The organism is Streptomyces sp. HUAS TT7 (genome assembly GCF_051550175.1).
Lineage (GTDB): Bacteria > Actinomycetota > Actinomycetes > Streptomycetales > Streptomycetaceae > Streptomyces.
In genome coordinates this window covers 1769823-1796332 of sequence record NZ_CP196175.1, presented here as the reverse complement: position 1 = coordinate 1796332, position 26510 = coordinate 1769823, and the positions used below count along the sequence as shown (strand labels likewise).

19 protein-coding genes, 1 tRNA gene and 2 pseudogenes are annotated in these 26510 nt (G+C 68.5%); 14 read left to right on the top strand and 8 right to left on the bottom strand.

All coding sequences use genetic code 11. From position 1 onward, the window contains the following. Positions 1-19: 19 nt before the first annotated feature. From ACSHXC_RS07925 to ACSHXC_RS07910, 4 genes are all read left to right on the top strand, one after another. Complete coding sequence (locus tag ACSHXC_RS07925; RefSeq protein ID WP_438290878.1) at positions 20-598, top strand: DUF6461 domain-containing protein; 579 nt, start codon at positions 20-22, stop codon at positions 596-598. A gap of 1027 nt (positions 599-1625) precedes the next feature. Continuing rightward, complete coding sequence (locus ACSHXC_RS07920) at positions 1626-2651, top strand: helix-turn-helix domain-containing protein (protein ID WP_438290877.1); 1026 nt, start codon at positions 1626-1628, stop codon at positions 2649-2651. A gap of 293 nt (positions 2652-2944) precedes the next feature. Beyond that, complete coding sequence (locus ACSHXC_RS07915) at positions 2945-7414, top strand: NucA/NucB deoxyribonuclease domain-containing protein (RefSeq protein ID WP_438290876.1); 4470 nt, start codon at positions 2945-2947, stop codon at positions 7412-7414. Between the two features lie 292 nt (positions 7415-7706). Beyond that, a tRNA-Pro gene (locus ACSHXC_RS07910) sits at positions 7707-7783 on the top strand. A gap of 104 nt (positions 7784-7887) precedes the next feature. On the opposite strand, the gene ACSHXC_RS07905 is transcribed toward ACSHXC_RS07910, so the two are convergent. Then, the gene (locus tag ACSHXC_RS07905; RefSeq protein WP_438290875.1) at positions 7888-9180 is read right to left on the bottom strand and encodes a CAP domain-containing protein; all 1293 of its coding nucleotides are present in this window, start codon (positions 9178-9180) and stop codon (positions 7888-7890) included. Between the two features lie 338 nt (positions 9181-9518). Then, positions 9519-9695 (bottom strand): hypothetical protein, encoded by a 177-nt coding sequence (locus tag ACSHXC_RS07900; protein WP_438290874.1) that lies wholly within the window; start codon positions 9693-9695, stop codon positions 9519-9521. A 936-nt stretch (positions 9696-10631) separates the two neighbouring features. Between ACSHXC_RS07900 and ACSHXC_RS07895 the strand changes: the two genes are divergently transcribed. The 5 genes from ACSHXC_RS07895 (at position 10632) to ACSHXC_RS07875 (ending at position 15337) form a co-directional block, all read left to right on the top strand. After that, positions 10632-11024, top strand: coding sequence for a hypothetical protein (locus tag ACSHXC_RS07895; protein ID WP_438290873.1), 393 nt, complete (start codon positions 10632-10634; stop codon positions 11022-11024). Next, entirely contained in the window at positions 11021-13129 is a 2109-nt protein-coding gene (locus tag ACSHXC_RS07890; protein WP_438290872.1) for a bifunctional polysaccharide deacetylase/glycosyltransferase family 2 protein, read from the top strand. The genes ACSHXC_RS07895 and ACSHXC_RS07890 overlap by 4 nt, the downstream gene beginning before the upstream one ends. A gap of 90 nt (positions 13130-13219) precedes the next feature. After that, positions 13220-14461 (top strand): LCP family protein, encoded by a 1242-nt coding sequence (locus tag ACSHXC_RS07885; RefSeq protein WP_438290871.1) that lies wholly within the window; start codon positions 13220-13222, stop codon positions 14459-14461. 104 nt (positions 14462-14565) lie between these two features. Next, a complete protein-coding gene (locus ACSHXC_RS07880) occupies positions 14566-14967 on the top strand; it encodes an SdpA family antimicrobial peptide system protein (RefSeq protein ID WP_438290870.1) in 402 nt (133 codons plus the stop codon). 61 nt (positions 14968-15028) lie between these two features. Next, positions 15029-15337 (top strand): hypothetical protein, encoded by a 309-nt coding sequence (locus ACSHXC_RS07875; protein ID WP_438290869.1) that lies wholly within the window; start codon positions 15029-15031, stop codon positions 15335-15337. 51 nt (positions 15338-15388) lie between these two features. Here ACSHXC_RS07875 and ACSHXC_RS07870 read toward each other — a convergent pair whose 3' ends face one another. After that, positions 15389-15715: a hypothetical protein gene (locus tag ACSHXC_RS07870; RefSeq protein WP_438290868.1), complete on the bottom strand. Its 327-nt coding sequence runs from the start codon at positions 15713-15715 to the stop codon at positions 15389-15391. Between the two features lie 804 nt (positions 15716-16519). On the opposite strand from ACSHXC_RS07870, the gene ACSHXC_RS07865 reads away from it, so the two are divergent. Further along, positions 16520-18238, top strand: a complete 1719-nt coding sequence (locus tag ACSHXC_RS07865; RefSeq protein WP_438290867.1) for a S53 family peptidase — start codon at positions 16520-16522, stop codon at positions 18236-18238. A gap of 302 nt (positions 18239-18540) precedes the next feature. Next, positions 18541-18723: pseudogene (locus ACSHXC_RS07860) on the top strand (IS256 family transposase); the annotation flags it as partial. A 1-nt stretch (position 18724) separates the two neighbouring features. On the opposite strand, the gene ACSHXC_RS07855 reads toward ACSHXC_RS07860, so the two are convergent. Further along, positions 18725-19249, bottom strand: a complete 525-nt coding sequence (locus ACSHXC_RS07855) for a GNAT family N-acetyltransferase (RefSeq protein ID WP_438290866.1) — start codon at positions 19247-19249, stop codon at positions 18725-18727. A gap of 765 nt (positions 19250-20014) precedes the next feature. Between ACSHXC_RS07855 and ACSHXC_RS07850 the strand changes: the two genes are divergently transcribed. After that, the gene (locus tag ACSHXC_RS07850; RefSeq protein ID WP_438290865.1) at positions 20015-21037 is read left to right on the top strand and encodes a hypothetical protein; all 1023 of its coding nucleotides are present in this window, start codon (positions 20015-20017) and stop codon (positions 21035-21037) included. A 675-nt stretch (positions 21038-21712) separates the two neighbouring features. Here ACSHXC_RS07850 and ACSHXC_RS07845 read toward each other — a convergent pair. Next, positions 21713-22009: a hypothetical protein gene (locus ACSHXC_RS07845; RefSeq protein ID WP_438290864.1), complete on the bottom strand. Its 297-nt coding sequence runs from the start codon at positions 22007-22009 to the stop codon at positions 21713-21715. Between the two features lie 602 nt (positions 22010-22611). After that, positions 22612-22704: pseudogene (locus tag ACSHXC_RS07840) on the bottom strand (IS5/IS1182 family transposase); the annotation flags it as partial. A gap of 553 nt (positions 22705-23257) precedes the next feature. On the opposite strand from ACSHXC_RS07840, the gene ACSHXC_RS07835 reads away from it, so the two are divergent. Further along, the gene (locus tag ACSHXC_RS07835) at positions 23258-24496 is read left to right on the top strand and encodes an IS110 family transposase (RefSeq protein WP_438290863.1); all 1239 of its coding nucleotides are present in this window, start codon (positions 23258-23260) and stop codon (positions 24494-24496) included. 745 nt (positions 24497-25241) lie between these two features. Here ACSHXC_RS07835 and ACSHXC_RS07830 read toward each other — a convergent pair. Together ACSHXC_RS07830 and ACSHXC_RS07825 are read right to left on the bottom strand one after the other, a co-directional pair. Further along, the gene (locus ACSHXC_RS07830; protein WP_438290862.1) at positions 25242-25574 is read right to left on the bottom strand and encodes a hypothetical protein; all 333 of its coding nucleotides are present in this window, start codon (positions 25572-25574) and stop codon (positions 25242-25244) included. A gap of 307 nt (positions 25575-25881) precedes the next feature. After that, positions 25882-26157, bottom strand: coding sequence for a helix-turn-helix domain-containing protein (locus tag ACSHXC_RS07825; RefSeq protein ID WP_438290861.1), 276 nt, complete (start codon positions 26155-26157; stop codon positions 25882-25884). A 26-nt stretch (positions 26158-26183) separates the two neighbouring features. Here ACSHXC_RS07825 and ACSHXC_RS07820 point away from each other — a divergent pair, with 26 nt between their 5' ends. Beyond that, positions 26184-26465: a hypothetical protein gene (locus tag ACSHXC_RS07820; protein ID WP_438290860.1), complete on the top strand. Its 282-nt coding sequence runs from the start codon at positions 26184-26186 to the stop codon at positions 26463-26465. Positions 26466-26510 lie beyond the last annotated feature (45 nt).

Genomic DNA, 26510 nt, shown 5'->3' with positions numbered 1-26510 from the left:
TGATTCCGAAGGAGCTCGGATGGACACCGTGGCAGAAGGCCTTCAGTGGCTGCCCGTCTCGTTTCGCCAGGGGTTTTCGGTGACGTTCTCGCGGGGGCTGGAGCCGGCCGAGCTGCTGCATCGTATGGGGTGTGCGCCGGGTTCCCTCACTTCCATGACGCGTGCAGACGCAGAAGCGTACGAGCTGGGGGACGAACGCGAGGGCGCTGTTCTGAGGGCCGGCACCGCCGGTGAATGGGCCTACGCCCTGCAGCTGTGGGGCGCACATGGAATCGATGCAGGGGTCATGGCGGCTGTCTCTGCCGGAACGGAGAGCGTCGTGTTGGTCAGCACCTCCACCATTCCCTGGTTCGCCCACTCGGTGAACGGTGAGGAGGTCTGTGCCTTCGACCCAGGGCTTCCCGACATCCGCTACGGAACGGGGGCGGACCGGCTGGTCCCTGCCATGGCACGTGCGGGGTTCTCGGTCGGCGGCAACCCCGCACCCCTCGGAGCGGTCGAGGCCATGCTGCACTTGGCTGAGCAAGAATTCGGACTCGGACTTCCACGGTACGAGGTGGAGTCCGGCGAGTTGGCGGCTGGGGTCGCAAACGACTGACCAGGTACGGCTGTTCGTCGGCCCGGAAGTGTCCGGGCCGAGCCGCCTGCGGCACAACTCCGAGCCGCGGGCACGGCGTGGAAGTGTGGCGATCCACACACCGTGCCGCGCTTCTGTATGTGCCGGGCGCGCACATTCGTGTTCCCTGAGGGAAACGTCCGTGTCGGCTGCCTCATTGATCAGTGGGAAGTGCTGGACTGCTCGGTTCCGGATCCCCGGCGGGTCGGTGGGATGAATTCCGGCACAGCGAATTGGCGGACGTCCGGGGTTCGGGGTGAAGGCGATCCCTCCAGGCATGGGACCCACGGCCAAGCGCACACGTAGTCCCGTCTGGCCTCCTTGGTGAAAGGAGCGTGGATTCCGGGACGTTCAGTTCCGTGACACCGTCGGCGAATCCGGAGCGTTCGTGGTGGATCCGTCCTTCCGTGGTGACTCGACGGGGCGTCCCGGCGGCGGCTCGCCCCGTGAGACGCCCCGGGACGTCCCTGGGATGCCTCTCAAGGCTCTGAAGTGCTGAAATGGGCGGCCTGCCGGGTCTACGGTGATCGCTGTCGGCTCCCGTCCACGTCAGCATGGCCGACGGCGCACCACCCCCTTCGGCCCTCGCAAACGCCGATCGGTGCGCCCATCCCCAACTCGCTGGAGGCGAACAGGCGAATCCATTCGGACCAGAACGGCCCGCGCCGCAGGCAATTCATCCCCATTACTCAGAGGAATTCCGTAATATCCATGTGTAAGCCATCTACTGGCTCAATATGCGAATTACAGCTCGTCTGTGGTGGGAAACTCCAGAGGCGCCCCAGGGGACGACCGTGCTTGACTCGGCTGTTCCGGCCGGCGGTCGTCCTCCATTCCTCCGCGGAAGGCAGGGACGGGCAGCCCGCCGTAGCGCCCGAGGTGTCCCCTCCGGGCCGTAGCAGGACCGGCTCCGCAGGTGTCCGAAGACCGTTCGAAGCTGCCTTACTCTTTGGTCCGCGCGATGGCCAGGGGAGTTGCCGTCCGCCGCGAGTCATGACGGGGGTGGCACATGTCCAACCAGACCGATGCGTCTGCGGACACGCTGGAGCAGCTCTTCGTGGAACTGCGCCGCATCAAGCAGGCGTCCGGGTTCAGCTACGGGCAGCTGGCGGACAGGACGCACTACAGCCGCTCCTCCTGGGAACGCTTTCTGAACGGGAAGCAGCCTCCTTCCAAGGTCGCCGTCGAGCAGTTCGCGGCCGCCACCGGAGTCGACCCGCGCCCTCTGCTCGCCCTGCTCGAACGGGCGGGGCAGCCGTCGGCCCGGGAACCGGCCACAGGCGAAGCGCACGCGTCACCGCCTGCTGCACCGCCCGCCGCTGCCGAGACCTCAAGGGCGCAGAGAGCCCCGACCGCACAGGCGCTCGACGCCGCGACCTCGAAGGTGCGGGAACCCGCTCGCCCCGCCGCGGAGCCGCCTCGAATCATGCGCCGTGCACCGGAGTCGACTCCTCGGTTGCTCGCCCGACGCGGGATCGTTGCCCGCCCGTCCTGGCAGCGCGGGCTGCGGGCTGCGGGTCTCATCTCGGCCGGCGCGGTCATGGGTGCGGTCGCCGCAGTGCTGGCCATGGGTTCGGGCTCCGGCCCCCACGGCGGGTCCGCGGACACCCCCGGCGCCCAGGCGTCGGGTACCGCCGTCGACCGCGGAGCCTCGGTGGTGCCCGCGGCCGGGAAGGTCGACGCCCACTGTTCCGGGGACACCTGTCTGCGGCGTGATCCGCAGGCCATGGACTGTCAATGGGATGCGGCCACCGCGCACGACACCTGGCTGCGCGGCATGCACATCGAACTGCGCTACAGTCCCGCCTGCCATGCCGTGTGGGGGCGGATCGAGAACGGCGCCGTGGGGGACGTCGTCACCATCAAGGACCGGACCGGCCTGGAACTGCAGGCCACGATCCGCACGGACCGGGACACCTACACCCAGATGCTCGCGGTCACCGATGACGCTCCTGCTGAGACCGTGACGATCTGCGGAGCGATACCGAGCCAGAAGCAGTCGGAGTGCTCGCCCAGCTCCCACGTCCAGCCGTAGCGCGCCCCCTGCGGCGACTGCCGACGGGACGGATTCGAGCGTGGAGCACCGCCGTCCCCGGCCGGGCGGAGGGGCGTGGGCGGTCTGGTTTAATGGGCGCGCATCCTGGGGCCCGGACGGGGCCGTACAACCAGGGCATCGGTCAACACGAGGGCAGGGGGCCCCAGTTGACCCGGTCCGCGGCGAAGTCCGCGGCCGGCCACCCATCGAAGTGACGAACCGGCGCGCGGTCTCCGCGCGTTCCGAGCCGCCCCACTTCGTCTCCCGTCCTATGAAGGAACCCCCACTTGAGAGTGCCAGGAAGAACACGGGCGGCTGTGGCCGCCCTGGTGACCGGCGCCCTGTGCGCCGCTCTCGTCCAGTCGACCGCGCGGGCCGACGCCCCGCCCACGCCGCCGAAGGACGCCCCCTCGGCCAGCGAGATACCTGTGGCGCAGCGGGCCGATGTGCTCGGCGGCGGGTGGCGCACGTCGGCCGACCGGGCCTGGACCACCACGGGTGACGCGCAGGGCTTCCATGTGCTGACCGCCGAGCAGAGCAGCGGTTACGCCTGGAAGACCGCGGCCAGCCTGAAGGAACCGGGTTTCGACACCGACGCCTGGATCGGCAACGCGTGTGTCACCGGGTCCGGCAAGCGTGCCGTCGTCGTCTACGCACCGCGAACGTTCACCAACAAGTCGCAGCTCATGGCGCGTGGAGGGTTCACCGCCATCGTCGAACTGGATACCGGAAAGGTGACCAAGCTCGGGCTGCAGACCTCGCTGTCCTATTACAACCCGGGCTGCGGCGCCGGTGAGACGGCCGTGCTGACCCAGTCACCAGGCGAGGACAAGCAGGCGACACGCCTGTTCCGGCTCGACACGCAGACCGGAAAGCTCAGCCCGGCGATCCAGACTCCCGGCCAGCTCACCTCGGCCTCGCCCACCAAGGACGGAAGCATCGTGGCCGCGGCCGGTGCCGAACTGGTGAAGGTGGGCAGCGACGGTGGCCGGACCACCCTCGCCCGTACCGACTCCGTGCCGTACCGCATCACCCCTGACGGAGACGGGGGTGTGGTGTTCCTCGATGCGGCCGCTGCCGGCCGGCAGGCCGGCCCTCGTCTCACCGCGGCCGTGCAGGCGTCCCCCGCGACGACCACCAAGGCGAAGCGGATCACCGCCGCCCAGGTCGCTGCGCCCGACGCCGCGCACACCACGCCCGAGGTCCTCGCGGAAGGCGCTCTCACGGTCACCGGGCTGGCGCGCGGCGCGGGCACGGTGTACGTCACCGGCGACACCAAGCAGTCCGCGGCCAAGCTCCCGAGCGTGGTGCGCCGGCTGCCCGGGGCGACCAAGGATGCCGTGGTGTCCACTCGCGGCCAGTCCGTGCTCAACAGGACGGCGTGGGCCGACGGCAAGGATTCCCGCACCCGGTCCACTGACACGTCGGCCCGCCCGGTCGCGCTCGATCTGCACGTCATGGGCACCGACCGCGAGGCCGCCTTCACGGTCGACCCGACCGCCGCTCCCATCTCATCCGCCGCCCAGGGGAGTTCCCCGTCCCCGGCGCTGCCGCAACCGAGAAGCGCCGCACCGGCTGCTGCCAAGGCGGCTGTCGGCACCTCGCCCGGCTCTGCCGGTGAGATCGTCGAGTCGGACCGCAGCTGCTCCGTGCCGCGCAACGATCCGCGGAACCAAGCCATGCAACCCAAGCCGCGTCAGGTGGAATGGGCCGTCGACCAGGCGGTCAAGGGAACCTTGAACGTCAGCCGCCCGGCGAACTGGAAGAACCTCGGCATGCCGGCGTACCAGCCCATGTCACTCTTCCCCGCCGATGCTCTTGAGGGTGGCGGGAGGATTCCTGCGCAGATCATGCTGGGTGTCACTGCTCAGGAGTCGAACATGTGGCAGGCGACCCGCAGCGCGCTCCCCGGCGAAACCGGCAATCCGCTGATCGGCAACTACTACGGTCTGCAGCTCTACGACAGCGACCCGGGCAATGACTGGGACATCGACTGGTCCAAGGCCGACTGCGGTTACGGCATGACACAGGTCACCGACCACATGCGCCTGGCCGGGCGCGAGGGTGACAAGGGCGGTGCGGCCTGGGACTACCAGAAGCAGCGCGCAGTCTCCCTCGACTACACAGCCAACCTCGCCGCCGGCATGCAGATCCTCACCGGAAAGTGGAACCAGACCCGTCGGGCCGGCATGGTCATCAACAACGGCAACAGCGCGAAGATCGAGAACTGGTTCTTCGCCCTGTGGGCCTACAACTCCGGCTTCTACGAGCAGGCCGACGCCGGGAACCACGCGGGGAAGTGGGGGGTCGGCTGGGCCAACAACCCGGCCAACCCCGAGTGGGACGAGTCGCGCAACCCCTTCCTGGAGGACAGCCTCGGCAACAACCACTACGCCGACGCCGCACACCCGCAGAACTGGCCCTACCCCGAGAAGGTCATCGGCTTCGCCGCGCACCCCGTCGAGGGTGTGGAGTCCCCGGGCAAGACCGTGGCAGGTTTCCGCGCCGCCTGGTGGAACGGAGGCGCGGGAACCGCGCTGGTCCCCGGCACCGCCACCTACAACCGCGCACATGCCAGGCCGCCGATCGGTGCGTTCTGCACCGCGGACAACAACTGCGACGCCAGCAAGATCAGCACCAGCGCCACCAACTCGCTGGGAGGCGGCCCCTGCGGCCTTGCCGACTTCCACTGCTGGTGGAACAAGCCCGTGCAGTGGAAGAACGACTGCGACTACTCGTGCGGCAATGAACTGGTCCGCTTCGACAGCACCTACCCCGAAGAGGCGGACGGCACCTCCTATCCGCCCAACTGCTCGACCACCGGCCTGCCCGGCGGCGCGCTGATCGTCGACGATGTGGCGGACGACGTGCCCTCGATTCGGCCGGGTTGCGCACGCACCTGGTCCAACTCCGGCACCTTCACCATGGACTTCGGTCCGGGGGAGAGCGTCAAGGACCAGAACGGCAACCCGACCACCGGCTGGCCCGCCAAGATCGACGTGCACCAGCTGGGCGGCGGGTTCGGCGGCCACTTCTACTTCGGCCACACCCGCAAGGGCGACACCAAGGGCCAGCGTCTCAAGGCAACCGGCACCTGGACGTTGAACAAGCCCCTGGACAGCGCCGCCAGCGCCGCCAAGGTCATGGTCCACCTCCCCGACCACGGCGCCCGGACCCAGGACGCCTACTACGAGGTGAAGACGCCGCAGGGCTGGGTTGCGGTGCCCCCGGTCAACCAGCGGCTGCAGGGCGGAGAGGGCACCAACCGCTGGATCTCGCTGGGCGCCTATCAGTTCAGCGGCTCTGTCCCGGCGGTCCGGCTCAGCACCATCAGCCCCTCCGGAACCGGTGACGACGACATCGCCTTCGACGCGGTCGCCTTCGTCCCCGGTGACTACTCGGACATGCCGCCGATCTCGTTCCCGGACGACAACCCCAACGCGCCCGAGATCGACTACGACAACCAGCCGATGGTCCCGGCGGCAGCACCCGTCTTCTACGCCCTCGGCAACGCGCCGGTCCCCGCAGGTACGCGCAGCAGTCTCACGGCTGTGCCGGGTCCGGTCGCCGCGCCACCGCACTGCGAGGCCGCGCAGAGGCCGGGTACCACGCTCTGCCTCAGCCTGGGGCAGAAGAAGGTGGTGAGCCCGTTCATGCGGGGCACCGGCGTTCCGGCGGCAGCCGCTCCCAGCACCGCAGGTTCCGCTTCGGCAGGTTCCGCGGTGTCCTGCGCCGCCAGCAAGAGCAATTTCAACCGCTACGTCGCATGCCTCACCAATGACACCCCGGTGACGGCCGTCCTCTACAAGGACCGGGCACCGATCGGCACCGCAACCTGGAACATCTACCAGAAGATCCAGCTGTACAAGAACGAGAACAGCATCGACCAGAGCATCACGATCATCCCGGAGAAGATCGACCCCTCCTTGGTCAGCGTGACCCTCGACTGGAACGCGAAGTGCGCGGGCGCCTGTTCGAGCGGTACGCAGCGCTGGATGGGCACACCCACCTGGGCACCCGGCGACCAGCACTCGGTGACCGCCGGCGTCGGGCAGTGGTGGACCGGCACCACAGGAGCCTCGGTACTGGACCTGTCCTGGACGTTCACCGCCCACTCGCCGGTCTCGACCGACACCCCGACGGTCATGTGGACGGACAGCGACATGCCTGTCCGGTGCGACGTCATCATGGGCCGGGAGGAGGTGCCCGAGACCAAGCCGGGCTGCGTCTTCAGCAAGTACACCCCGACCCTGACCCTCAACAGCGCCAAGCGGCCTGCCGCCAGCGCGCTGTACTGGCTCCTGATGGAGAAGCTCAAGACCCACCCGGGCAGCAAGAAGTACAACAGCCCGCTGCACCGGCAGGCCGATGAGACCATCGCCGAGAACAACCGGAAGGTGATCTGCAACAGCACCTTCAATCCCGTCCCGACGGGCACCTCGGACAAGCCGTCCTGCGACGAGTACCCCTTCGCCAAGTCCCGTGAGAGTGGCGGAGGTTCCTTGACCTCGGGAGCCCAATGCGCCCAGTTCTACGCAACGAAGGTCGGCACCCGCTGGCAGCTCAAATACGACACGTCCTTCCCTTTGCCGACCTGGAGCGAGGTCTGCGGCCGCGGCAGCATTCCGCTGAGTCAGAACACCGGCGCCGGCGGCGAGCTCGGACGCTTCACCACAGCGATGCGACTTCACGACAATGACGCCTACTTCGTCGACGCACCGGGCTTCGAAAACTGCACCCCGACGCGGTGCGATCTGCCCTGACCGCCGTCCCCTACCCGGATATTGACGACTGGTCACTGTCCAGACGGACCAGCACAGCAGTCGGCGCGAGGCTCCTCGCGCCGACTGCCGTGCAGGGCGGCGTCAGAGCTTCTCGGCCGCGATCCGGGCGTGGTCGACGGTGAGCATGAGTTCCGGTGACGCCTCCAGCACGTGCGTCAGCGCCTCGGCTGTCCGCCGGGCCCCGCCCAGGGCCCAGACAAAGCGTCGGTTTCACCCTGGTATGGTTCTCCTGCACGAGTGGCCGGGGGAAACCCCAGGTCAGACGGTGTATCGGGACGTGGCGCAGCTTGGTAGCGCACTTGACTGGGGGTCAAGGGGTCGCAGGTTCAAATCCTGTCGTCCCGACCAGCGTTTCACGCAGGGTCGGAGGCCGTTCTCTCGGAAACGAGAGGACGGCTTTTCATGTTGTGCGGGGTGTGGTGGCCACGCTGGACTTGAGCTGCGCGCGTGTTCTACGGGGTGAGGCCGAACAGCTGGGTCCAGTACGTTCCTGCCGGGCCGCCCCCGGCGTAGCCGACCCCGATGTGGCTGAAGTCCGTCTTGAGGATGTTGGCCCGGTGGCCCGGGCTGTTCATCCAGCCTTGGACCACCTCCGCGGCGGTGCGCTGCCCGCAGGCTATGTTCTCGCCGATGCCGCGGTGCGTGCAGCCCGCCGCTCTGGCACGGTCCCACGGTGCGAGCCCTTCGGGAGAGGTGTGGGAGTAGAAGCCGCGGGCCGCCATGTCCGCGCTGTACGCCTGCGCGACCGAGGCCAGTCCCGGATCGGCGGCGAGGGGCCGGAGCCCGGCCGCGGCCCGCTCGGCGTTGGTGAGGGCGACGACCTCGGATGCCGTGCGGGCGAGCCCGTCCGGGGTGAAGGGCCTGGCCCACAGCGCTGTCCAATAGGCGTTGCCGCCGCGGTCGTCAGAGCTCCGGGCGATCCCGGCCGATGTGAGGGCGGTGTCCAGTACGGGACGCCGGGTCGTGGGGCTGCTGAGGCAGTAGGCGAGGAAATCCGTGGGTGTCCGAGGGCCGGAGACCAGGTGCTCGGCGATCGCGAGATAGGCGAACCCCTGGGCGGTGACGCGCTGGTAGAGCGAGGTGCCGTCGGGACTCTCCACGCTCAGCCGGCGCTGGCCCGCCATGGCTCGGGCATGGGCCTGCGCCGCGGCGGTGAGCCGTGCGTCCGGGGCCACCGGCGGCACACCGGAGCGAGCCCGCTCGGCGTTGACCAGTGCGGTGAACTCGTCCGACAGGGCGTCCCGTCCCGTTGCGGGCTCCGGAGCATCGTCGGATACGTCCACGCCGAAGTCGCGGGCGATGCCGGCCAGGCCGTCCGCGTATCCCTGGCCGAGGGCACGCACCTTCCATGCAGTGCCGCGACGATAGATCTCCGCGAGGAGAAGGACGGTTTCGTGGACCGGCTTCGGCGGGGTGAACCGTGCGCAGGTCGCTCCGCTGGTGCTGGTGAGGGACATGACCGGAGCGGGCAGCCGCCCCAGCACTGTTCCCTCCTCGGCGGGGCTGACCACCACGGTCACCCGGCTGGCCCCCGGCCGTAGCCGGGCGGGTTCCAAGGTGATGACGTTGGCGTCAAGGCGTGTGCCTGGTGCGGACGGCTGGTTGTAGAAGACGAAGTCTGCGTCGCCGCTGACCTGCCCGGTGTCATCAGTGATGAGGAGCGACAGGTCGAAGGGGCCGGGGACGGTGATCTTCAGGACGCCGTCCGGGAGCGGCTGATTGCCTCCGGGGACCAACTCGGCCATCACCACCACCTGTTCACGGCCCGCGCCACCTGGGCGCGCCGAGCGCCTGTTGATGAGAGAACGCCGACGGGGGAGGGGGTGGTTCCCGAAGTCGTGATTCTCGGGACGCCGGGAGCCGGGATGGGGAGCAGTCGGGGGAATCGAACGGTTGGGCACTGTCATCGGGGTTGCGCGTCCACACCGTGATGGCGGGGCGAGGACCACGGTGGCGGTGAGCGCCGGCAGGGCGGAGGTCGTGGACGGCTTGAAGGGAGTGCGGGTCATGCCCGGCTCGATCTCCTGTGTGGTGCGGGGTGTCAGGTGAATTTCGGCAGTCTGCGCCACCAGCACGACAACGCTCAGTGGGCGGCCGGCGGGGCTACGCAGCCGGTCTCGGGGTAGTGGCCGTTGACCCCAGCCCATACGCGGTCCTTGGTGACGGCCCCGCTGACGCAGGCCGTATCGCCGATCCAGATGCCGTAGTCGCTGCCCTCCGTCTTGGTCAGCGCGGTGCCGATCAGTGGATCGCCCACCATCCCGTCAGCGCGAGGGCAGTGGCGGTGGCCGCAAAGGCAAGGTTTCTCCGTCGGTGCATGTGCTCATTCTCTCCGGACGGCTCAGAAGGGTGCGTGCATGAGTACGCGGCGCAGGGGCACGACGCCGCCCTCGCCGGTGCCTTGGTGCTGAGGCGGTAGTGGCTGATGTGCGTGAGGCGCTCCTGGTGGCCGAGCGCGGGCAATCCAGTGGACAACTGGCAGATCGTCACCGGCGTATCGGTGACGGGCGAGTTCGCGAAGGGTGTCATCGGCGTTCATGGCCACGGTGTGGCGAAGGTCTCAGAACAGGGGAATGTCCTCTTCGAGCATGAGCACCCTGGAGCCCGGGCCCTGAGTGTGTAGGTCAGGGACAGAATCTCGATGTGGAGCGGGAGAGGCCGAGGGGAGCAGGTGTCAGGCGGCGCGTTGAACACGCCATCTGGTTGTTGGACGGAGTGCGACCAGAGGACAATGTGTCCGACACCGCCCCACATGAGCAGGTGAGGTGTCCCTCATGCAAAGGGCCCGATGCCGACGGCCTCCGGTCGACTGCCGCTCCCGGATGCCCTGTTGCCCTGTCACCCGGGTGCCCGAGTAGGGTCGGGGGCTGCGTGACGGCTGGCGGCTGCACCCTGGCCTCCCGGTCCTTGTGGGGACACATGCGTACGTGGCCTTCCCGGCCCCACCCGGGAAGGGTGCAAGGCATGCGCGCGTATGGGACCCCCCTACGCGTCGGGCACCGGGATGCGACTGCTGACGTTTCGCGGGCATGAAGCTGCCCCCCGGGGCCGTATCCCCCTACACAAAGAGTCGCGCGTGCGCGGCCGCAGATCAGGAGCACCAGTGCAGGGCATCCCCCACATAGCCAGCACACCGCACGACGGGCGATCGTCGCCCGTACCCCCTGCGCGCAGTGCGCAGCACACGGGGCGTGACATGACGCAGCACCTGCCGCACCAGGTGGTGGCGCCTCGTGTGACCCCGGTGACGCGGCGCCCCCGGGCCGCCGCCGCCCCTCAACTCCCCGTCTTCATCGACCAGTCGGGCTGGCGCAGGCGGACGCTGCAAGGCGTGGGGCTGGCCGTGGGCCTCGCCTGCCTCGCGTATCTGCTGTTCGCCGGCGTGCTGATCAGCGGACTCCGGCAGCCCGTCGGCACGCACCCGCCGAGTATGACGAGTACGAACGGACTGGTGCGTTCCGGCCCGGACACCGGCGAGTCTTCGTACGGCTCCGGCATACCGGTCCGGGCCGAGGCCCACGCGGACCACTACCGCCGCCCGCTGTCCGGCAGATCCGCCCCGCCGTCGGCCGGGGGCCCGAAGCAGTGAGCCGGCGCGCCGCCGTCCGTCGCCCGCCGCGCGGACACTGGCTGGTGCTCCTGCTGGTGCTCCTGGTGGTAGCCGTCACTCTCCTCTTCGAGGGCTGGACGACCCACCAGGTCGACGCCGCGCGCGTCAAGCCGCCATGCACCCGGCCGATCCCGCGCGAGGCGGACGACGGGAAGCCGCTGCTGCGGTTCGGCCCGGAGGGGGTCACCACAGCGGCCATGCCGCCGGGGACCGTCGCGCTCACCTTCGACGGCGGGCTCGACCCGGTGTGGACGCCGCGCCTGCTCGACCTGCTGCGCATGCACCACGCACGGGCGACCTTCTTCGTCTACGGGCAGGACGCTGCCCGGCACCCGAAGCTGATGCGGCGGATTCTGGACGAGGGCCACGAGATCGGCTCGTACACCTACAGCGGTGGCGACCTCGGCGTCGCCTCGCCGCTGCGCTCGCGCCTCGAACTGTCGCTCAGCCAGACCGCTTTCGCGGGTGCGGCCGGCATCAACACCACCCTGCTGCGGCTGCCGCACACCACGGCCGCGGACACTCTCTGCGGCCCCGAGTGGCCGGCCGCGAAGCGGGCGGCGGCGCAGGGGTATCTGGTGGTCGCATCGGACCACAAGGACCGCGAGCCGTGGCGGGGAGTGGTGACGCAGCACAGCCAGACCGACCTGGGCTACCACGAAGCCGAGGACCTGCTGCGGGACCCCGGGGCGAAACGGTTCACCACCATCAGTGGCGGGCTCGGGCGTCCCTCCTTCGTCAACGAGGTCCCGGCCGCCCAGGAGATCAAGGGCGAGGGCCTGATCTGGTCGGCGCGGCTCGGGCACACCTTCCTCACCCTGATGGTGTGGGCGCTCACCCTCACCGGCGCGCTCGGTGTCCTGCGGATGCTCCTGTTCGCGGTGTTCGCCCGGCTCCACGTGCGCAGACTGCACCGATATCGGCCCGGCGCACCGCGGCTGCGCGAGGTGCGGGACCCGGTGACGGTCCTGGTGCCCGCGTACAACGAGGAGGCAGGCATCGCCTCCACCGTGTACTCGCTGCTCGCCTCCACCCACCCGCACTTCGAGATCATCGTGATCGACGACGGCTCGACCGACGCCACCGCCGACATCGCGGAGGACATAGGTGACCCACGGGTGACGGTGATCCGGCAGCCCAACGGCGGCAAGCCCAGCGCCCTCAACACCGGCCTGGCGCGCGCCCGGCACGACATCGTCGTCATGGTGGACGCGGACACCATCTTCGAACCCGAGGCGCTGGCCCGTCTTGTCCAGCCGCTCGCCCACCCGGCGGTCGGTGCGGTCAGCGGCAACACCAAGGTCGGCAACCGGCGCCGCCTGCTGGGCAAATGGCAGCACCTGGAGTACGTACTCGGCTTCAACCTCGACCGGCGGATGTTCGAGGTCCTGGAGTGCATGCCGACGGTGCCGGGGGCGATCGGCGCCTTCCGCCGGGACGCGCTGATGGGCGTCGGCGGCGTCAGCGACGAGACCCTGGCCGAGGACACCGACCTCACGATGGCGCTCTGGCGGGCCGGCTGGCGCGTGGTCTACGAGCAGTCGGCGGTGGCCTGGACCGAAGTGCCCACCACCCTGCGGCAGTTGTGGCGCCAGCGCTACCGCTGGTGCTACGGCACCCTCCAGTCGATGTGGAAACACCGTCACGCGGTGACGGAGGTCGGACCCGCCGGACGCTTCGGCCGTCGCGTGCTGCTCTACGTCACGCTGTTCCAGATCGCGCTGCCGCTGTGCGCACCGGTCGTGGACATGTTCGCGCTGTTCGGGGCGCTCTTCCGCGACCCCGTGGAGGCAGCCCTCGTCTGGTTCGGGTTCCTCTCCGTCCAGTTGGTCACCGCCGTGTACGCGCTGCGGCTCGACCGCGAACGGCTGCGCGTGCTGTGGGTGCTGCCGCTCCAGCAGTTCGTCTACCGGCAGTTGATGTACCTGGTGGTCATTCACTCCGTGACCACGGCGCTGCTCGGCACCCGCCTGAAGTGGCACAGCATGAAGCGCGCCGGAACCGCCGACCCGTATCTCCTCGAAGCGCCGTCCGGAGATCCGCTCGACGAGCCGCCCCCGCGGCGGAGCCTGTCGTCGCGGTGATCCAGGTCCGCGAGGGGCGGGACGTGACAGGAGGGGAACCGGCGAGCGGCCGCGCGAGTCGGAGCTGGGACGTGACCAAGGGAGTTGACGATGACAGACCCGCTTGACCAGCGGGCCGGACGCACCATACCCACGGGGGAGCAGGGATGGCACGGCGATGCCGGGAGCCGTCCTGCACGCCGGGGGCCGTACGCCGACCCGGATCCGTACGTAGGTCCGGATCCGTACGCCGGCCAGGGCCCGTACGCGGCTCCGGAGGACTCCGCCGTTCGTGAGCGGTTCGCCGAACGGCCCAGCTCTCGCTACGGGCCCCGGCGCGCCCACGCCCGGCAGCCGAAGAAGCGCAGGAGGCTGCGGCGCGCGGTGCTCGTTCTGCTGGCCGTTGTGGCTGTCGCGGCGGGCGGCACGTACGGCTGGGCCGAGACCCGGCTCCAGCGTGACGTCGACCTCGGCGCGTACGGGGACCGTCCGCCGCCCGGGGAGGGCACCAACTACCTCATCGTGGGCTCGGACAGCCGCGACGGGCTCTCCGATGATGACGCGAAGGAGCTGCACGCCGGCGGGGGCGGCGGGCGGCGCACCGACTCGATGATGCTGCTGCACACCGGAGCCCACGGCACCAGCATGGTCAGCCTGCCGCGCGACTCCTGGGTCACCGTGCCCGGCCGCCTCGACACATCGACGGGCAAGACCAAGTGGCCCGAGGGGGACAAACTGAACGCCGCCTTCTCCTACGGAGGCCCCGAACTCCTGGTGCATACCGTCGAGAAGAACACCGGGCTGCGTATCGACCACTATGCGGAGATCGGCTTCGCCGGGTTCGTGAACATCGTCGACGCCGTCGGCGGCGTCCGGATGTGCCTGGACCGGGACATCAAGGACGAGAAGTCGGGCGCCGACCTGCGCCGGGGCTGTCAGACTCTGAACGGCAGGCAGGCGCTCGCCTACGTCCGTCAGCGGCACCAGGAGAAGGAGGGCGACCTGGGCCGGTCGAGGAACCAGCAGAAGTTCCTGGCGAGCCTCGCCCACCAGGCCGCCCAGCCCGACACCCTCTTCGACCCGCTGGAGATCGGTCCGGCCATGCAGGCCGGCCTCGACACACTCATCGTCGACGAGGGCATGAGCCTGCGCGATCTCGGCAGGATGTTCCGCGCCGTACAGAGCATCGCGGGTGGACACGGCAAGCAGCTCAACGTGCCCGTGTCCGGGATGGGCGTCCCCACCCCCAAGGGCAACGTACTGAAGTGGGACCCCATGAGGTCGGTCCAGCTGTTCGACGACCTGCGGCATGACCGGCCGGTGACGGAGGCGGGGAATCCGCCCCGCCCTTGAGCCTCGTCTTCATCCCTGTCCGCTGGGGCGTGGTGGGTTGGGCGAGGTGTGGGACAGGGAGCGGCCATCGCGGGACTCGCCCGGCGGGTGAGAACCAGGGGAGGATGCGATGGCCGTCCCCTGGACCCGCGACAAGGACGTGCTGCGCGCCACATGTCGCTTCCCCGGCGAGGCACTCCGGGTGGGCGTTCTTCACCCGGAATCCCCAGTCCGAGCAGACCGGCGCCTACGCGCTGAGCGCCGACGGCTCTCCCCGGAACCTGCTGCACACGCCGCAGGGCAATCCCTCGAACATGTTCGGACTGTCGCGTACGCAGCGTGTACAAGGGCCCGAGCTGGGTTTCTTCAACGCGGCGGTGACCGGGCACTGGTCCGACTGCGGGGGTTATCCGGACGACTGCATGAAGGAGGCGTCCAGGAAACCGGCCGTGAAGGTGGACAACACCAGTCCGGTGCCGACCGTGTGCGGTGACTCGTACCTCACCAGGAACAGACGGTGCCGTTGAGCTTCCGCAACCAGGTTTCCTACGAAGAACGCGTGCTGCGGATCGTGTACCTGGACGCCCGATGCAGGTGATGCCCGCCGTACGGAATTCCGTACAGGAAATGGCCGACCGGTTGGCCGGGCGCACCGTCATCGCGCTGGCCCAGTTGAGCGTGCTGTTGCTGACGCCGGTCAAGGCATTGCTCGTGCCGGTCGTCGCGATGGGGGAATACCCGCGCTGCGATTCCGTCCGTGGTGTGTCGGCGCTGTGCCTCGGCGGTGACGCGCTGGGCATGGAGCCGAGGGGTGGCTGTGGATCGCCACTGGCCGAGCCGGGAGTGCCGCACTGCGCGGAATGCGGCGCCCTGCCCACGGTCGCCGCCGTCCCGTGACGCCGGTAAGTACGTGAAAACGCCCGTCGGTTGGGACGGGCGTTTTCGCATTTACCGGTGCGCCGACGGTGTTTCTATGCGGAACCTACTTCCATTGCGCGGGCCGAGCCTCGCGGTGATATCCACACGCTGTACGCCCGTATCCGTGGAGAATTCCCGGGTGGTCTCGGCGAGACGTGTGTGATGCTGCCTGCGATATCGGAAGAACACGCTTATGCAGTGCTCGCCCGGCGAAACCGCTATTTCCGTGGTACCCCATCGCGCGGCCTGTTCCTGCCCGTCGATCTCGACCACGGGATGGGTGAACAGCCGGTGGAACCACGCGGCGATGAGCGACGGTGTGACATTGACCGAGACAACTGCCCCTTGATCATGCATGAGTTGATCCTAGCAATCAGTCCAGTAACTCATAGGCGGGCAGGGGGATGAATTCCGTATGAGTAAGACTCCGCAAGGGCTTCCCGGCTGGACGGGTTCAGGAGCATGGCGGGTGTGTGGGCCGACGATGCCGAGCGCTGCACGGCAGGCAAAGTGCCGGCCGGCATCGGGCACCGCGAGAAAGGGTCACGTCCACGCCTCCCGCTCGCAACCCGGCAAAGCGAACGGGCGAGCCCCAACTACCCATATGGTGCACTGTGGTTGAGCGGCCCCACCTGAGGCCGCGGTCAACGAGTGGTCAAGAACGGCCCATGCATTTCCGTTTACTGGTTCAGGCGCAGGCCAACTCCCGCCCGGCCGCGAGTAGTGACCCGTCAGGCATTTACCTGCTCTGGCCCTGTTCTGTCCGTCCTGTTCACGGTCCCGTAACGAGTTGAGCGGACGAACCCCAGGCCCAACCCGTTGACCGGTGCTCATCAAGTCTGCTTTGCTTCCGCCCGGCGAACGGTGCCACCACAGCCCGTGGTGACAGTTCGTTAGATAAATGGGGTTCGCGTTTCGGTCCGGGGGCTTACTTCCCTGTCTGCGGCGAGAGCAATTCCCCGCGGAACGGCCGCCCTGCACGCCCAGGGAAATCCCCTGTGCGAGCGCGGTGTTGCTTTCCGCTGCTCTCTTCACGCGGATATTTCGGCGGGGTGGCGAGTGTCCGTTCGGGGCGTGACCCGCTGTCCGCCGCCGTCCAGCCGAGCGGTCACGGCCGTCGACCGACGCGCGGTGACCGGTACGAGAGAGGCACCCCCACCCATGGGTATCCCCCATATATCAAGAGCCGCGCAGCGGACCGCCCTGACCGGGCTCGTCTCGCTCGCCTTCGCCACCACCGGCCTGGTCGCGGCCGGTTCGGCCCAGGCCCGGATCGCCGCGAGCACCGGCGCGTCGGCCTCGGCCACCCCGCACGTGAAGCGGCTCTGCTCGCAGCCCACCAAGCACCGGGTGATGGCCTGCAAGGCGCTGGCCCGCACCGACGTCGTCCAGCCGCATGCGCTCACGGTCAACGCCGTCTCGCCGCTCGCCGTGCCGTCCGGCTACGGCCCGTCCGACCTGCTGAGCGCCTACAACCTTCCCGCGAACGGAGGTGCCGGCGCGACGATCGCCATCGTCGACGCCCAGGACGACCCCAACGCCGAGTCCGACCTGGCCGCCTACCGCAGCCAGTACGGCCTGCCCGCCTGCACCACGGCGAACGGCTGCTTCAGCAAGATCGACCAGAACGGTGGCACCAACTACCCGACGGCAGACGCCGGTTGGGCGGGCGAGATCTCCCTGGACCTCGACATGGTCTCGGCGATCGCCCCCAACGCCCACATCCTGCTGGTCGAGTCCAGCACGGCCAACATGAGCGACCTGGGCACCGCGGTCAACACCGCCGTCGCCCAGGGAGCCAAGTATGTGTCCAACAGCTACGGCGGCTCCGAGGACTCCTCGGACCTGACCGCGGACAACCAGTACTTCAAGCACCCCGGGGTCGCGATCACCGTCTCGGCGGGCGACTCCGCATACGGCGCCGAGTACCCGGCGGCCTCCCAGTACGTGACCTCGGTCGGCGGCACCGCCCTGAAGCGGGACTCCAGCACCCGTGGCTGGTCCGAGTCGGTGTGGCACACCAACAGCACCGAGGGCACCGGCTCCGGCTGCTCGGCCTATGACCCCAAGCCCAGCTGGCAGACCGACAGCGGCTGCTCGAAGCGCGCCATCTCCGACGTGTCGGCCGTCGCCGACCCGGCCACCGGTGTCGCGGTGTACGACAGCTACCAGGCCAGCGGCTGGAACGTGTACGGCGGCACCAGCGCCTCCGCGCCGATCATCGCCGGCGTCTACGCGCTGGCCGGCACCCCCGGCACCGGCGACTACCCGTCGAAGTACCCGTACGCGCACACCGGCGCGCTCAACGACGTCACCACGGGCGACAACGGCACCTGCTCGCCCAGCTACCTGTGCACCGCCGGCCCCGGCTACGACGGCCCGACCGGCCTCGGCACCCCGAACGGCACCACGGCCTTCGCCACCGGTGGCAGCACCGGCGGCGGCAGCGCGCTGACCAACGGCACCTTCGAGGCGGGCACCCTGAGTGGCTGGACCTCCACCGGCTCGGCCGCCGCCAGCACCACCGCCGCCCACACCGGCAGCTACGGCGCCCTGGTCGGCTCATCCAGCCCGACCAACACCTCCTCCATCGCCCAGACCTTCACCGCACCGACCGGCAGCTCCAAGGTCTCCTTCGGCTACGACGTGACCTGCCCGGACACCGTCACCTACGACTGGGCCACCGCCACGCTGAAGGACAACACGACCGGCACCACCACGACGGTCCTGCCCAAGACCTGCACCAACGGCGCCGGATGGAAGACCGCCTCCGGCTCCCTGACCGCGGGCCACAGCTACACCCTCACCCTCACCAGCAAGGACGACGACTACGTGGGTGACGAGACGTACACGTACTACGACGACGTGACCGTCTCCTGACGCCAGACTGACGTGTGACGTCACCGGCACGCATCCGGACCCCTCTCCCACCGAACAAGCATGGGGGAGGGGTCCGTTGTCCGCAGCTCTCCCTTCGTCTACGGGCTCTACCCGGGCACGCCGTCGAGCGCCTGCCGTCCACCTCGATCGCACCCAACCCGCCGAACGGCCTGCGCGCTCGAGGAGGGCTCACGGCCGGCCTGAACTGGCGTCAGGGCGTGCCGAGTCGTCCTGGGCGTGGACACGCATCGAGAGGGTCATGTCGCCGCAGTGGTCTGCTCACTGGGTCAGAACCTGGGCACCAAGTCCAGGTCACCCGAGGCGCCGGCAGCGCCGCCGCCCTGGCCATGGTCTTCAAGCTTGTCGAGTCTGCCCAGGCCCGCCGGCGGGCCGTGAACGGACCCCACCTCGTTGCCCTCGTCCGCGCCGGAGCCCGCTTCGAACGCGGCCAGCTCGTTGAACGTCCCGAGGCCCTCGCCGCATGACCTACCTCAACTCATCCCGTACGGACTTTTCGAGGAGCGTGAACGACTTGGGCGTACCGCCCGGCTGCGGCTTACCCTCCTTGCGTCCCACAACCCGATAGCCGGCGTTGAGGTAGTACGTACTCAGGCGGGCGTTGGTGGCCAGGCAGTCCAGACGAACCAACGGTCGGCCCGCCTCGGCCACGCGTCGCTCCGCGACTCGCAGAAGCTGCCGCCCTGTCCCGGGCGGGACACTTATGCGGTCCACCATCAGCCGGTGCACGTAGCCGGCCGTCGGCGGCTGCGGCCCCCAGGCGTCCTCGTCCTCCCACCAGATCTCCCAGGCCCCGACCACACGATCGGCAGCCTCCGCGAGCCACACCTCCCCGCTCTCCATGATCCGGCGGAAGTGGTCCCAGCCCAGCTCACCAGGCTGCCACTGACCAGTGACGCCCTGGGCATGCATCCAGCGGGCCGCGTCGTCGCGCAGACGCACGACGGCGGCAACATCGGCGTCGTCAGCGAGACGGAAGCGTAGATCGTTCACGCCGCGATCCTCACACAGAGGTTCGCCCCTGTATCGACCGGCCGCAAGGGGGCTTCCACGGAAGAAGGACAGGCGCCTATCGTCGCCTGAGCGAGCTCAACTGATCCACAGGCGCTGACAATTACTCACTTCGCCATGGTGACCTTGGATCCCAGCAGAGATGACCGCCCCACTAGTTGCTGCATCGGTGAAGGTCACATTCCATCTGTGGTCCTGTAGACGCTGCTGTTCGCGGCGGAGCGCGTCGTCATGCAGTGTCCGCAAGCCAGGGTCGAGGATCCAGGTGCCGTCCCTGTAGTGCTCGAACCCGAGGCGCGACCACGCGTGGCCAAGGCGGGCACGAGCCGTAGCGAGGGCCGCCTCGTCCGCTTTCTCCCAGGATCCTGGCGGAGGCACGGGTGCGTCGTCGGCCGGGGGACTGGGGAACAGGGCGATCACCCCAGCCCCGTGGGTGAGGTAGTCCAGGGCCAGCCCGGTGAGCCCGCTCGCTTTCTTTGCCGGCCGTCCGGGACTCGTAGCCCCTCTCTGTCGGCCGGTGTTCGAGTCTCGGCGCCGGTGACCGAAACGACGCCTCTCACATGTCCGTTGCGCATTGACCCCTTGGTGTCATCGCGGTTGCATGCTGGGGGCCTTCTGGTGGGGAGCCGGAGGCGGACCCTATTCCTGACTGGGGGAAAAAAAATGAGGGGAAACACAGACCGGAGCACCACCAGACGTGTGTGGGGGGCGTTAAGCGCGGCGGTCGTGGTGTGTGCGGTCACTGCGGTGTCGCCCAGAGCCGCATCGGCAGATCCTGCGGGCGTCGCGCGCGACAGGGGAGCCGGTGTCGAGAGGATCAGTGTCGCGGCCGACGGCACTCAGTCCGACGGCGATTCCACCGGTGGCGCGATCTCGGCCGACGGCAGCCGCATCGTCTTCTCGTCGTCGGCGAAGAACCTCACGCCCGGCAATAGTGCGGGAGACGAAGGGGTGTACCTGCGCGACCAGCGGTCGGGACAGCTCAAGCACGTGGGCAGCTACCCGATCGCCTCTCCGGTGATCAGCGGTGACGGGGAGTATGCCGCCTATTGGGTGCGGTTGTTCAGGGACACCAAGGTCAAGCTGGCTCAGTGGACCGCGGGAAGTTCGATCGGCGTCAACTGCGATGCCCTCAACTGCAGTCAGCCGTCGCTGAGCGGGGACGGCCGCTACGTCGCCAATGTGGCCACCATCGGTCGACCGTCGTCCAGCCAGCGCATCGACGTATGGGACTGGCACGCCAACACCAAGCAGGAACTCGCCCGGTTCGACCACACCGCCCCGTCCCGGCCGTCCATCAGTGGTGACGGCCGCTTTGTCGCCTACCAGGACGGCGAGGCCGGGGACGTCTTCGTGTGGGACCGGAACGACGGCTCCACCTCCGGCCCGATCGAGGGCCCGTCCAAGGAGGCGGCAATCGTCCAGATCAGCAAGGACGGCAGCAAGGTCGTCTACCTCTCGGGCTCCGACACCTACGTCCACGACGTGGCCTCGGGCACCGCCCAACTGGTACCGAACGGCAAGGGCGTGGCCATCGATCCCACCGGCGGCTATCTGCTGTACGCCCCGAACGACACGACCGGACCGTCGCTCATGCTGCGCGACCTGCGCGCGGGCACCGACGAGGTCGTCTCGAACCAGCCGGCCTCGGCCGGGGTCGACGCGGTCAGCGCCGGTGGACGCGACGTGGTCTTCCAGTCCACGGCCGACGACATCGTGCCCGGTGACACCAACGGCAAGTCGGACGTGTTCGTCCGTCACTTCTCCTGATCGCCCCTGCTGCCGCGCTCTTCGTACGCCGTACCGCTCCCGCACCCACGTGGGAGCGGCACGGCAGTTGCTTGCACGAGTGGGCGTCGGACCGGACAGCGCCGCCACGCCGCTGATGAGGGTAAGACCCGGCGCGAAAACATCCGTTGCCCAAGCGCTACCCGGCCCGGGAGGTCTCCCACCTGGTCAGACAGCTACAGCCAGGACCCCGCTCGTATGTCGTCTTACCGGCGAGGCGTTCCGGTTACCGGCGAGGCGTTCCGGGTGTCTCCTAGCTGTATCGGTCCAGCAGCTGCGAGGACGTTGGAGTGGCAGGTCTGCCGGTGCTCGCTCAGAACAGTGCCAGGCCCTCGACATTGGTGTCCGCGATGACGGGCCGGGGTCGGCCGCGGCGGCCACGGCGGGGGCCGTCTCGGCAGCTTCGTAGTAGGGGAATTGCACCAGGACATGGTGCTCGCCGGAGGGGCAGAAGTCGACGGCGACCGTGAGCAGGCAGGAACCAGGCCGTTCTGGCTGCCGGTCCAGGATGCGCCCCCGTCCAGCACGCCTGCGCCACAGCCAGCAGGGATGCCGTCGGATCACCTACGAAACCCGCGAAAGTTGAGAGGGCTTCCCGGCGACACAAATACCTCGGTGTCCCGGCCTGTGGCCGGGGCACCGAGGCAGGTGGTGACTTTACTTGCTGAAGGCGTTGTTGTTGCAGCCCATGCTGGAGCCCATGGAGGTCTGCTGAGAGCCCGTGTTGCCCTCGCCGTTGAGTCCGTTGCCCAGCAGGGCGTTGAGGATGCCGACCTGACCGAGGATGTTGAGGTTCAGGTCGTGCGACCTGCAGGTGGTGCTCTGCCCGATGTTGAAGCGGTCGCCGCCCTTCCCGCCGTGACCCCCGTCGTGTGCCTGGGCGGTGCCGGCGGCCAGCATTCCGAGGCTGCCGAGGGCAGCGACCAGGACGGCGGCCTTGCGAAGCGTGTGCATGTCATCTCCGTTAGAGTGAAGAGGTCGCGAACTGTGATAGCTCGACTTCGTGTAGTTACAGAGGTAATACGACGTATCTCTAAAGCGCCCCGCGGCGCGCCGAATTCGGGAAACCCTCACCACCTTGGTCGATTGCGGGACATAACCCGCGCCGTGAGTACTGAGGTTGAACTCGTCGGAGCGGGTGAGTCGATCGGTTCTCGTTGTGGGTGAGGCCGGTCTGGGCGAGGCAGCCGTCGATGAGGTCGGACCGGTACGCGACCTGTGCAGGCCGTCGGATCACCCGGATCAGGTAATCGAGTCCCGTTGTGGCCGGGTTGGCAAGCACGCCGCGACGGATCTCCGAAGACGTACAAAGGGCGCGAGGTGCCCTCCTCGACCTCAACGGCCGAATCAGGGGCGCGGGCACCATTGAGGGAGCACTTCTCCGCTTCCCCCGCAGTGACAGCCTCCACGCCGCGAAGGGTGCCTTGCCACGCCGCTGCCCACCGCTCGACGCTTCCTCGCGCGGCGTCTACGGCCGGCCGGTGCTGCCTCGCCGGAAGCTGTGCCGCCCGTACTCTTCGTAGTGTCTACGGCGTCACATTGAGCTCATTTCAGCCTCACGCTGACGCGTGGTGGTGGAGAACGAGGACGGCCTTCTCGACGTTGGTGATGCGGTTGGTGCTGCAGCGGAGCTTTCGCAGGAGGCGCCAGCCCTAATGGGTACCGAAGCGGCCGCAGGATCGAGGTCTTCGCCAGCCCAGGGCGTCAAAGCCCCTTCTCAAGGCTGATCCGGTTCTGTGTACGGCAGTTGCTCTATGGCTGCCGCCGCGGGCACAGGACCGAGGTCTATACATCACCAGAGCAGAAAGCTCCGATCCCAGGCTGACCCGATCCTGTGCCCAAGAGTTCATCAAGGCACTACCTGCTGCGGTGGTAGCGGTCGGTGCCGGGGAAGTCGCAACATGCCCCCGGGACTTCGAGCCCCCGGACAAGAGCCGGCCCCCGGTCCCGTCCACTGCCACCGCAGCGCATCCAGTCTGACGATCAGATCGTTGAAGCTCGTGGTCCGAGCCGTTCGCAGGGACCACCTCTCACTGAACCCGGAGCCGCCGAGCTCTTCCACAGACCGAGGGCCCTGCGGACAGCTGGGGTCACGAACGGCTCATCGGATGCAGGGCCATCGAGCCCTTCCATGAGGGAGACGCGTGCCCCCGCGCGGCTGCGACCAGCAGCAACCCCGATCGAGAGGAACCGAACAGCACCATGAGAGTGTCCTGCGGCACTGACCGGGCCAGCGACCACCACGATGTCGCCCTGGTCGACCACGACGGAGATCTGGTGGCCCGAGCCCGGATCGGAGACGACGCAGCTGGCCTGCAACAGCTGCTTGCCCTCCTGACCGAGCACGGCGACAGCGAGGACTCCCCGATCCCCGTGGCCATCGAGACGTCCCGCGGCTTACTGGTCGCCTGCCTCCGCGCCACCAGACGCCCCGTCTTCGCCATCAATCCGATGGCCGCTTCCCGCTACCGCGACCGTCACGCGGTCGCCCGAAAGAAGTCCGACCACCTCGACGCCATGGTCCTGGCGAATATCCTGCGCACGGACCGGGCCGCCCACCGGCCACTGCCCGACGACAGCGAACTCGCCCAGGCCATCGCCGTCTTGGCCCGCGCCCAGCAGGACGCGGTCTGGGACCGCACCCAGGCCGGCAACAAGCTCCGCTCACACCTGCGCGAGTACTTCCCCGGCTTCCTCGCCGCCTTCCAGCACACCCGCGAAGGACTGTGCTCACCCGTCGCGCGCGTCATCCTGGCGGCCGCCCCCACCCCGGCCCACGCCGCCAAGCTCACCCGCGCCCAGCTGCGGTCGCTGCTGAAGAAAGCCGGCCGCCAGCGCGGCATCGAAGCCGAGGCAGACCGGCTCCGCGAAGCGTTCCAGCTTCCTCAGATGCGCCAACTGCCCCAGGTCGAACAGGCCATGGGACACCAGGCCCTCGCGCTGCTGCGGCAACTCGAAGCCGCCTGCACCAGTGCCGATGACCTCACCGCTGCGGCAGTGACGTCTTTTGATACACACCCGGACGCCGAGATCATCACCAGCTTGCCAGGGCTCGGCTCACTCACCGGCGCCCGGGTGCTCGCCGAGATCGGCGACGACCGATCCCGCTTCACCGACGCAAAAGGACTCAAAGCCTTCGCCGGGGCCGCACCGGTCACCCGGGCGTCCGGCAAAAGCCTCGCCGTCATGGCCCGCCGGGTCAAGAACCAGCGGCTCGCCGCCGTCGGCTACGTCTGGGCCGTCTCCGCCCTGTCCTCCCCCGGGGCCCGGGCCCACTACGACCGCCGGCGGGAGGCCGGGGACCGACACACCGCCGCCCAGCGCCACCTCTTCAACCGGTTGCTCGGCTGCCTCCACCACTGCCTCACCCAGCGAGTGCGCTACGACGAAACCACCGCATTCCCACCACCCGAGAGCACGGATCTACCCGCAGCCGCTTGACAGATCAACTGCATCGGATGTCTTGAGGGCGGCCATGGCCTGTTCGCCGAGGCAGCGGATTTTGGACGACAAGGTGTACGGACGACCTCTGCGCGGCTTCCGCCGGCCGCAGGACACGATTGACCTGAACGTCATACCTGCCGTCAGGGCCAGTTCCGTGCACGGTGACGGTGGGGTCAGGGGTGTCGCTCTTGCTCTGGTGCTGCGGCATCGCCTCGCCACGCAGGAGCGCGCGCAACTGCGCCATTATCTGTAGCAACTCTGGTTCTCCAGCGCCATCCCCCGCATCACCGCTGCCGCCACCGACAGTTCCGGTCCTCCCGCCGTGCCTATCTGCGCGACCTGTTACAGGCCGGCTCGTCGGCTGGTTGAAAAGCCAAGCCACAGGCGAATTGCTGTGGCGGTCACGGTGCCGTGAAGGATGTAGGCCCTCTTGCCGAACCCGGTGGCCGCTGCTATTACGAGCGCCGGATCAGGGCGGGTAAGACCCGTCGCGCAATCGTCAGTTGCCTCAGGCGCTATGCGGCCCGGGAGGTGTTCGACCTGGTCAGGAGCGCAGAACCGCACCCCCGCTCATAGGGGCCGTGACAAGCAGAAGCCCCCGCCGGATGCTCGACACTGTTGGAGAATCCCGGAGCCCAAGACCGGCGTCGAGCACGAACTGACTGCCCCGGCGACGAATCTCCGCCGACGCGGTGACCTCGCCGGTACGCTGCCTGACGGTCCGGCAGGGGGTTTCGTTCGGCTAGCCGAACTTCACGAAGGTCGGGAACGGGGCCGAGAACGTCTCGAAGTTCCGGGAGCCGACGAAGCCGGCGAACACCGTGCAATTGCTGTTGGTGTACATGGTGGCGTCGGTGTCTGTGTCGTTGTGCGCATCACGTGCACCACCGCTGACGGCGATGCATTTGCCGTTGGGTGTTGGGACGTTGAGGGTCGTCTCGTGCCCATTGTCCGCTCGCGTGTAGAAGAACGTGCCCGTGGCGGCCTGGGCGTTGCTGGTGGACAGGCCCACGACCAGCGCAGCGGCCGCGCCAATGGTCAGAGTTGCCCTGCCGATTCGGTTGAGTGCACGCATGAAGGGTCCCTTCCCCTTTGCCGTGGCCCGGAGGACCACACCCACAGCAGAAGGGTCCACTGTGGTTGGGCCGGTGTGAGGGTTTTGGCATATAACCACCCCAATGGATGGCATTGCGGCTCCCGCCAACGGTCAGAGCCGGGGAGCCAAGGTGCCCGACGCGCGCCTTCGGGAGCCCGGCACGCCTACGGCATGCCACCGGTCAGCTTGGTCAGACAGTCGGCTGAGCATGGCGCGGGGCGTAGATCAGGTCCGGATTCGCCAACAGCATCGATGCTCCGGCGGGGGCTTCTGCTTGTCACGCGTGTCACGCCAGCGTGGACTGTGTGTCGTGGGTTGCGCTGTACTCGGGCTCGCCGTTGTCGAGGACGCGGAGCAGGGAGGCGGTGACGATGCGGGTGCTGCGGCCGATGCGCAGTGCCCGGCAGGGGAACTCGCCGCGGCGGACCAGGTCGTAGCCCTTGGCTCGCGAGACCCCGAAAGCCCTGGAGGCATCTTCTACGCTGCCTGTTCCGCCCCAGGTGGCGCGGATGTGGGCGGGGCTGTAGGGGGCGCCCTGTCTTGGGTTGTCCAGTGGGTGCATGTGTTGCTCGTTGGTCCCTTCTCGACATGGCGGTGGTGGCGGAAGTACCCCTGAGCGGTGCGGCGTTCCCCTCTGGCATCGTGTTCGCGAGTGGGGGAGTGGTCGGTCTGAAGCTGTTCAGTACGGCAGGTGGCGTGGCCGAGGTGATGCCGCGTCTCGCGGAGGTCGAGGCGGATGTGCGGGATCTCGTCGAGGCGCACATGGAGACGATGCTGGGCGTCACATTCCTGGCGAGCGAGTACGTCATCGACTGTTTCGACGGCGGGCGGCCGGACTTCCGGCGGTTCCACGGCAGTACGGTGCGATGACCGAGTTGGCCGCGGCGGTCGACGAGGTGCTGGTCGGCCTCGGGG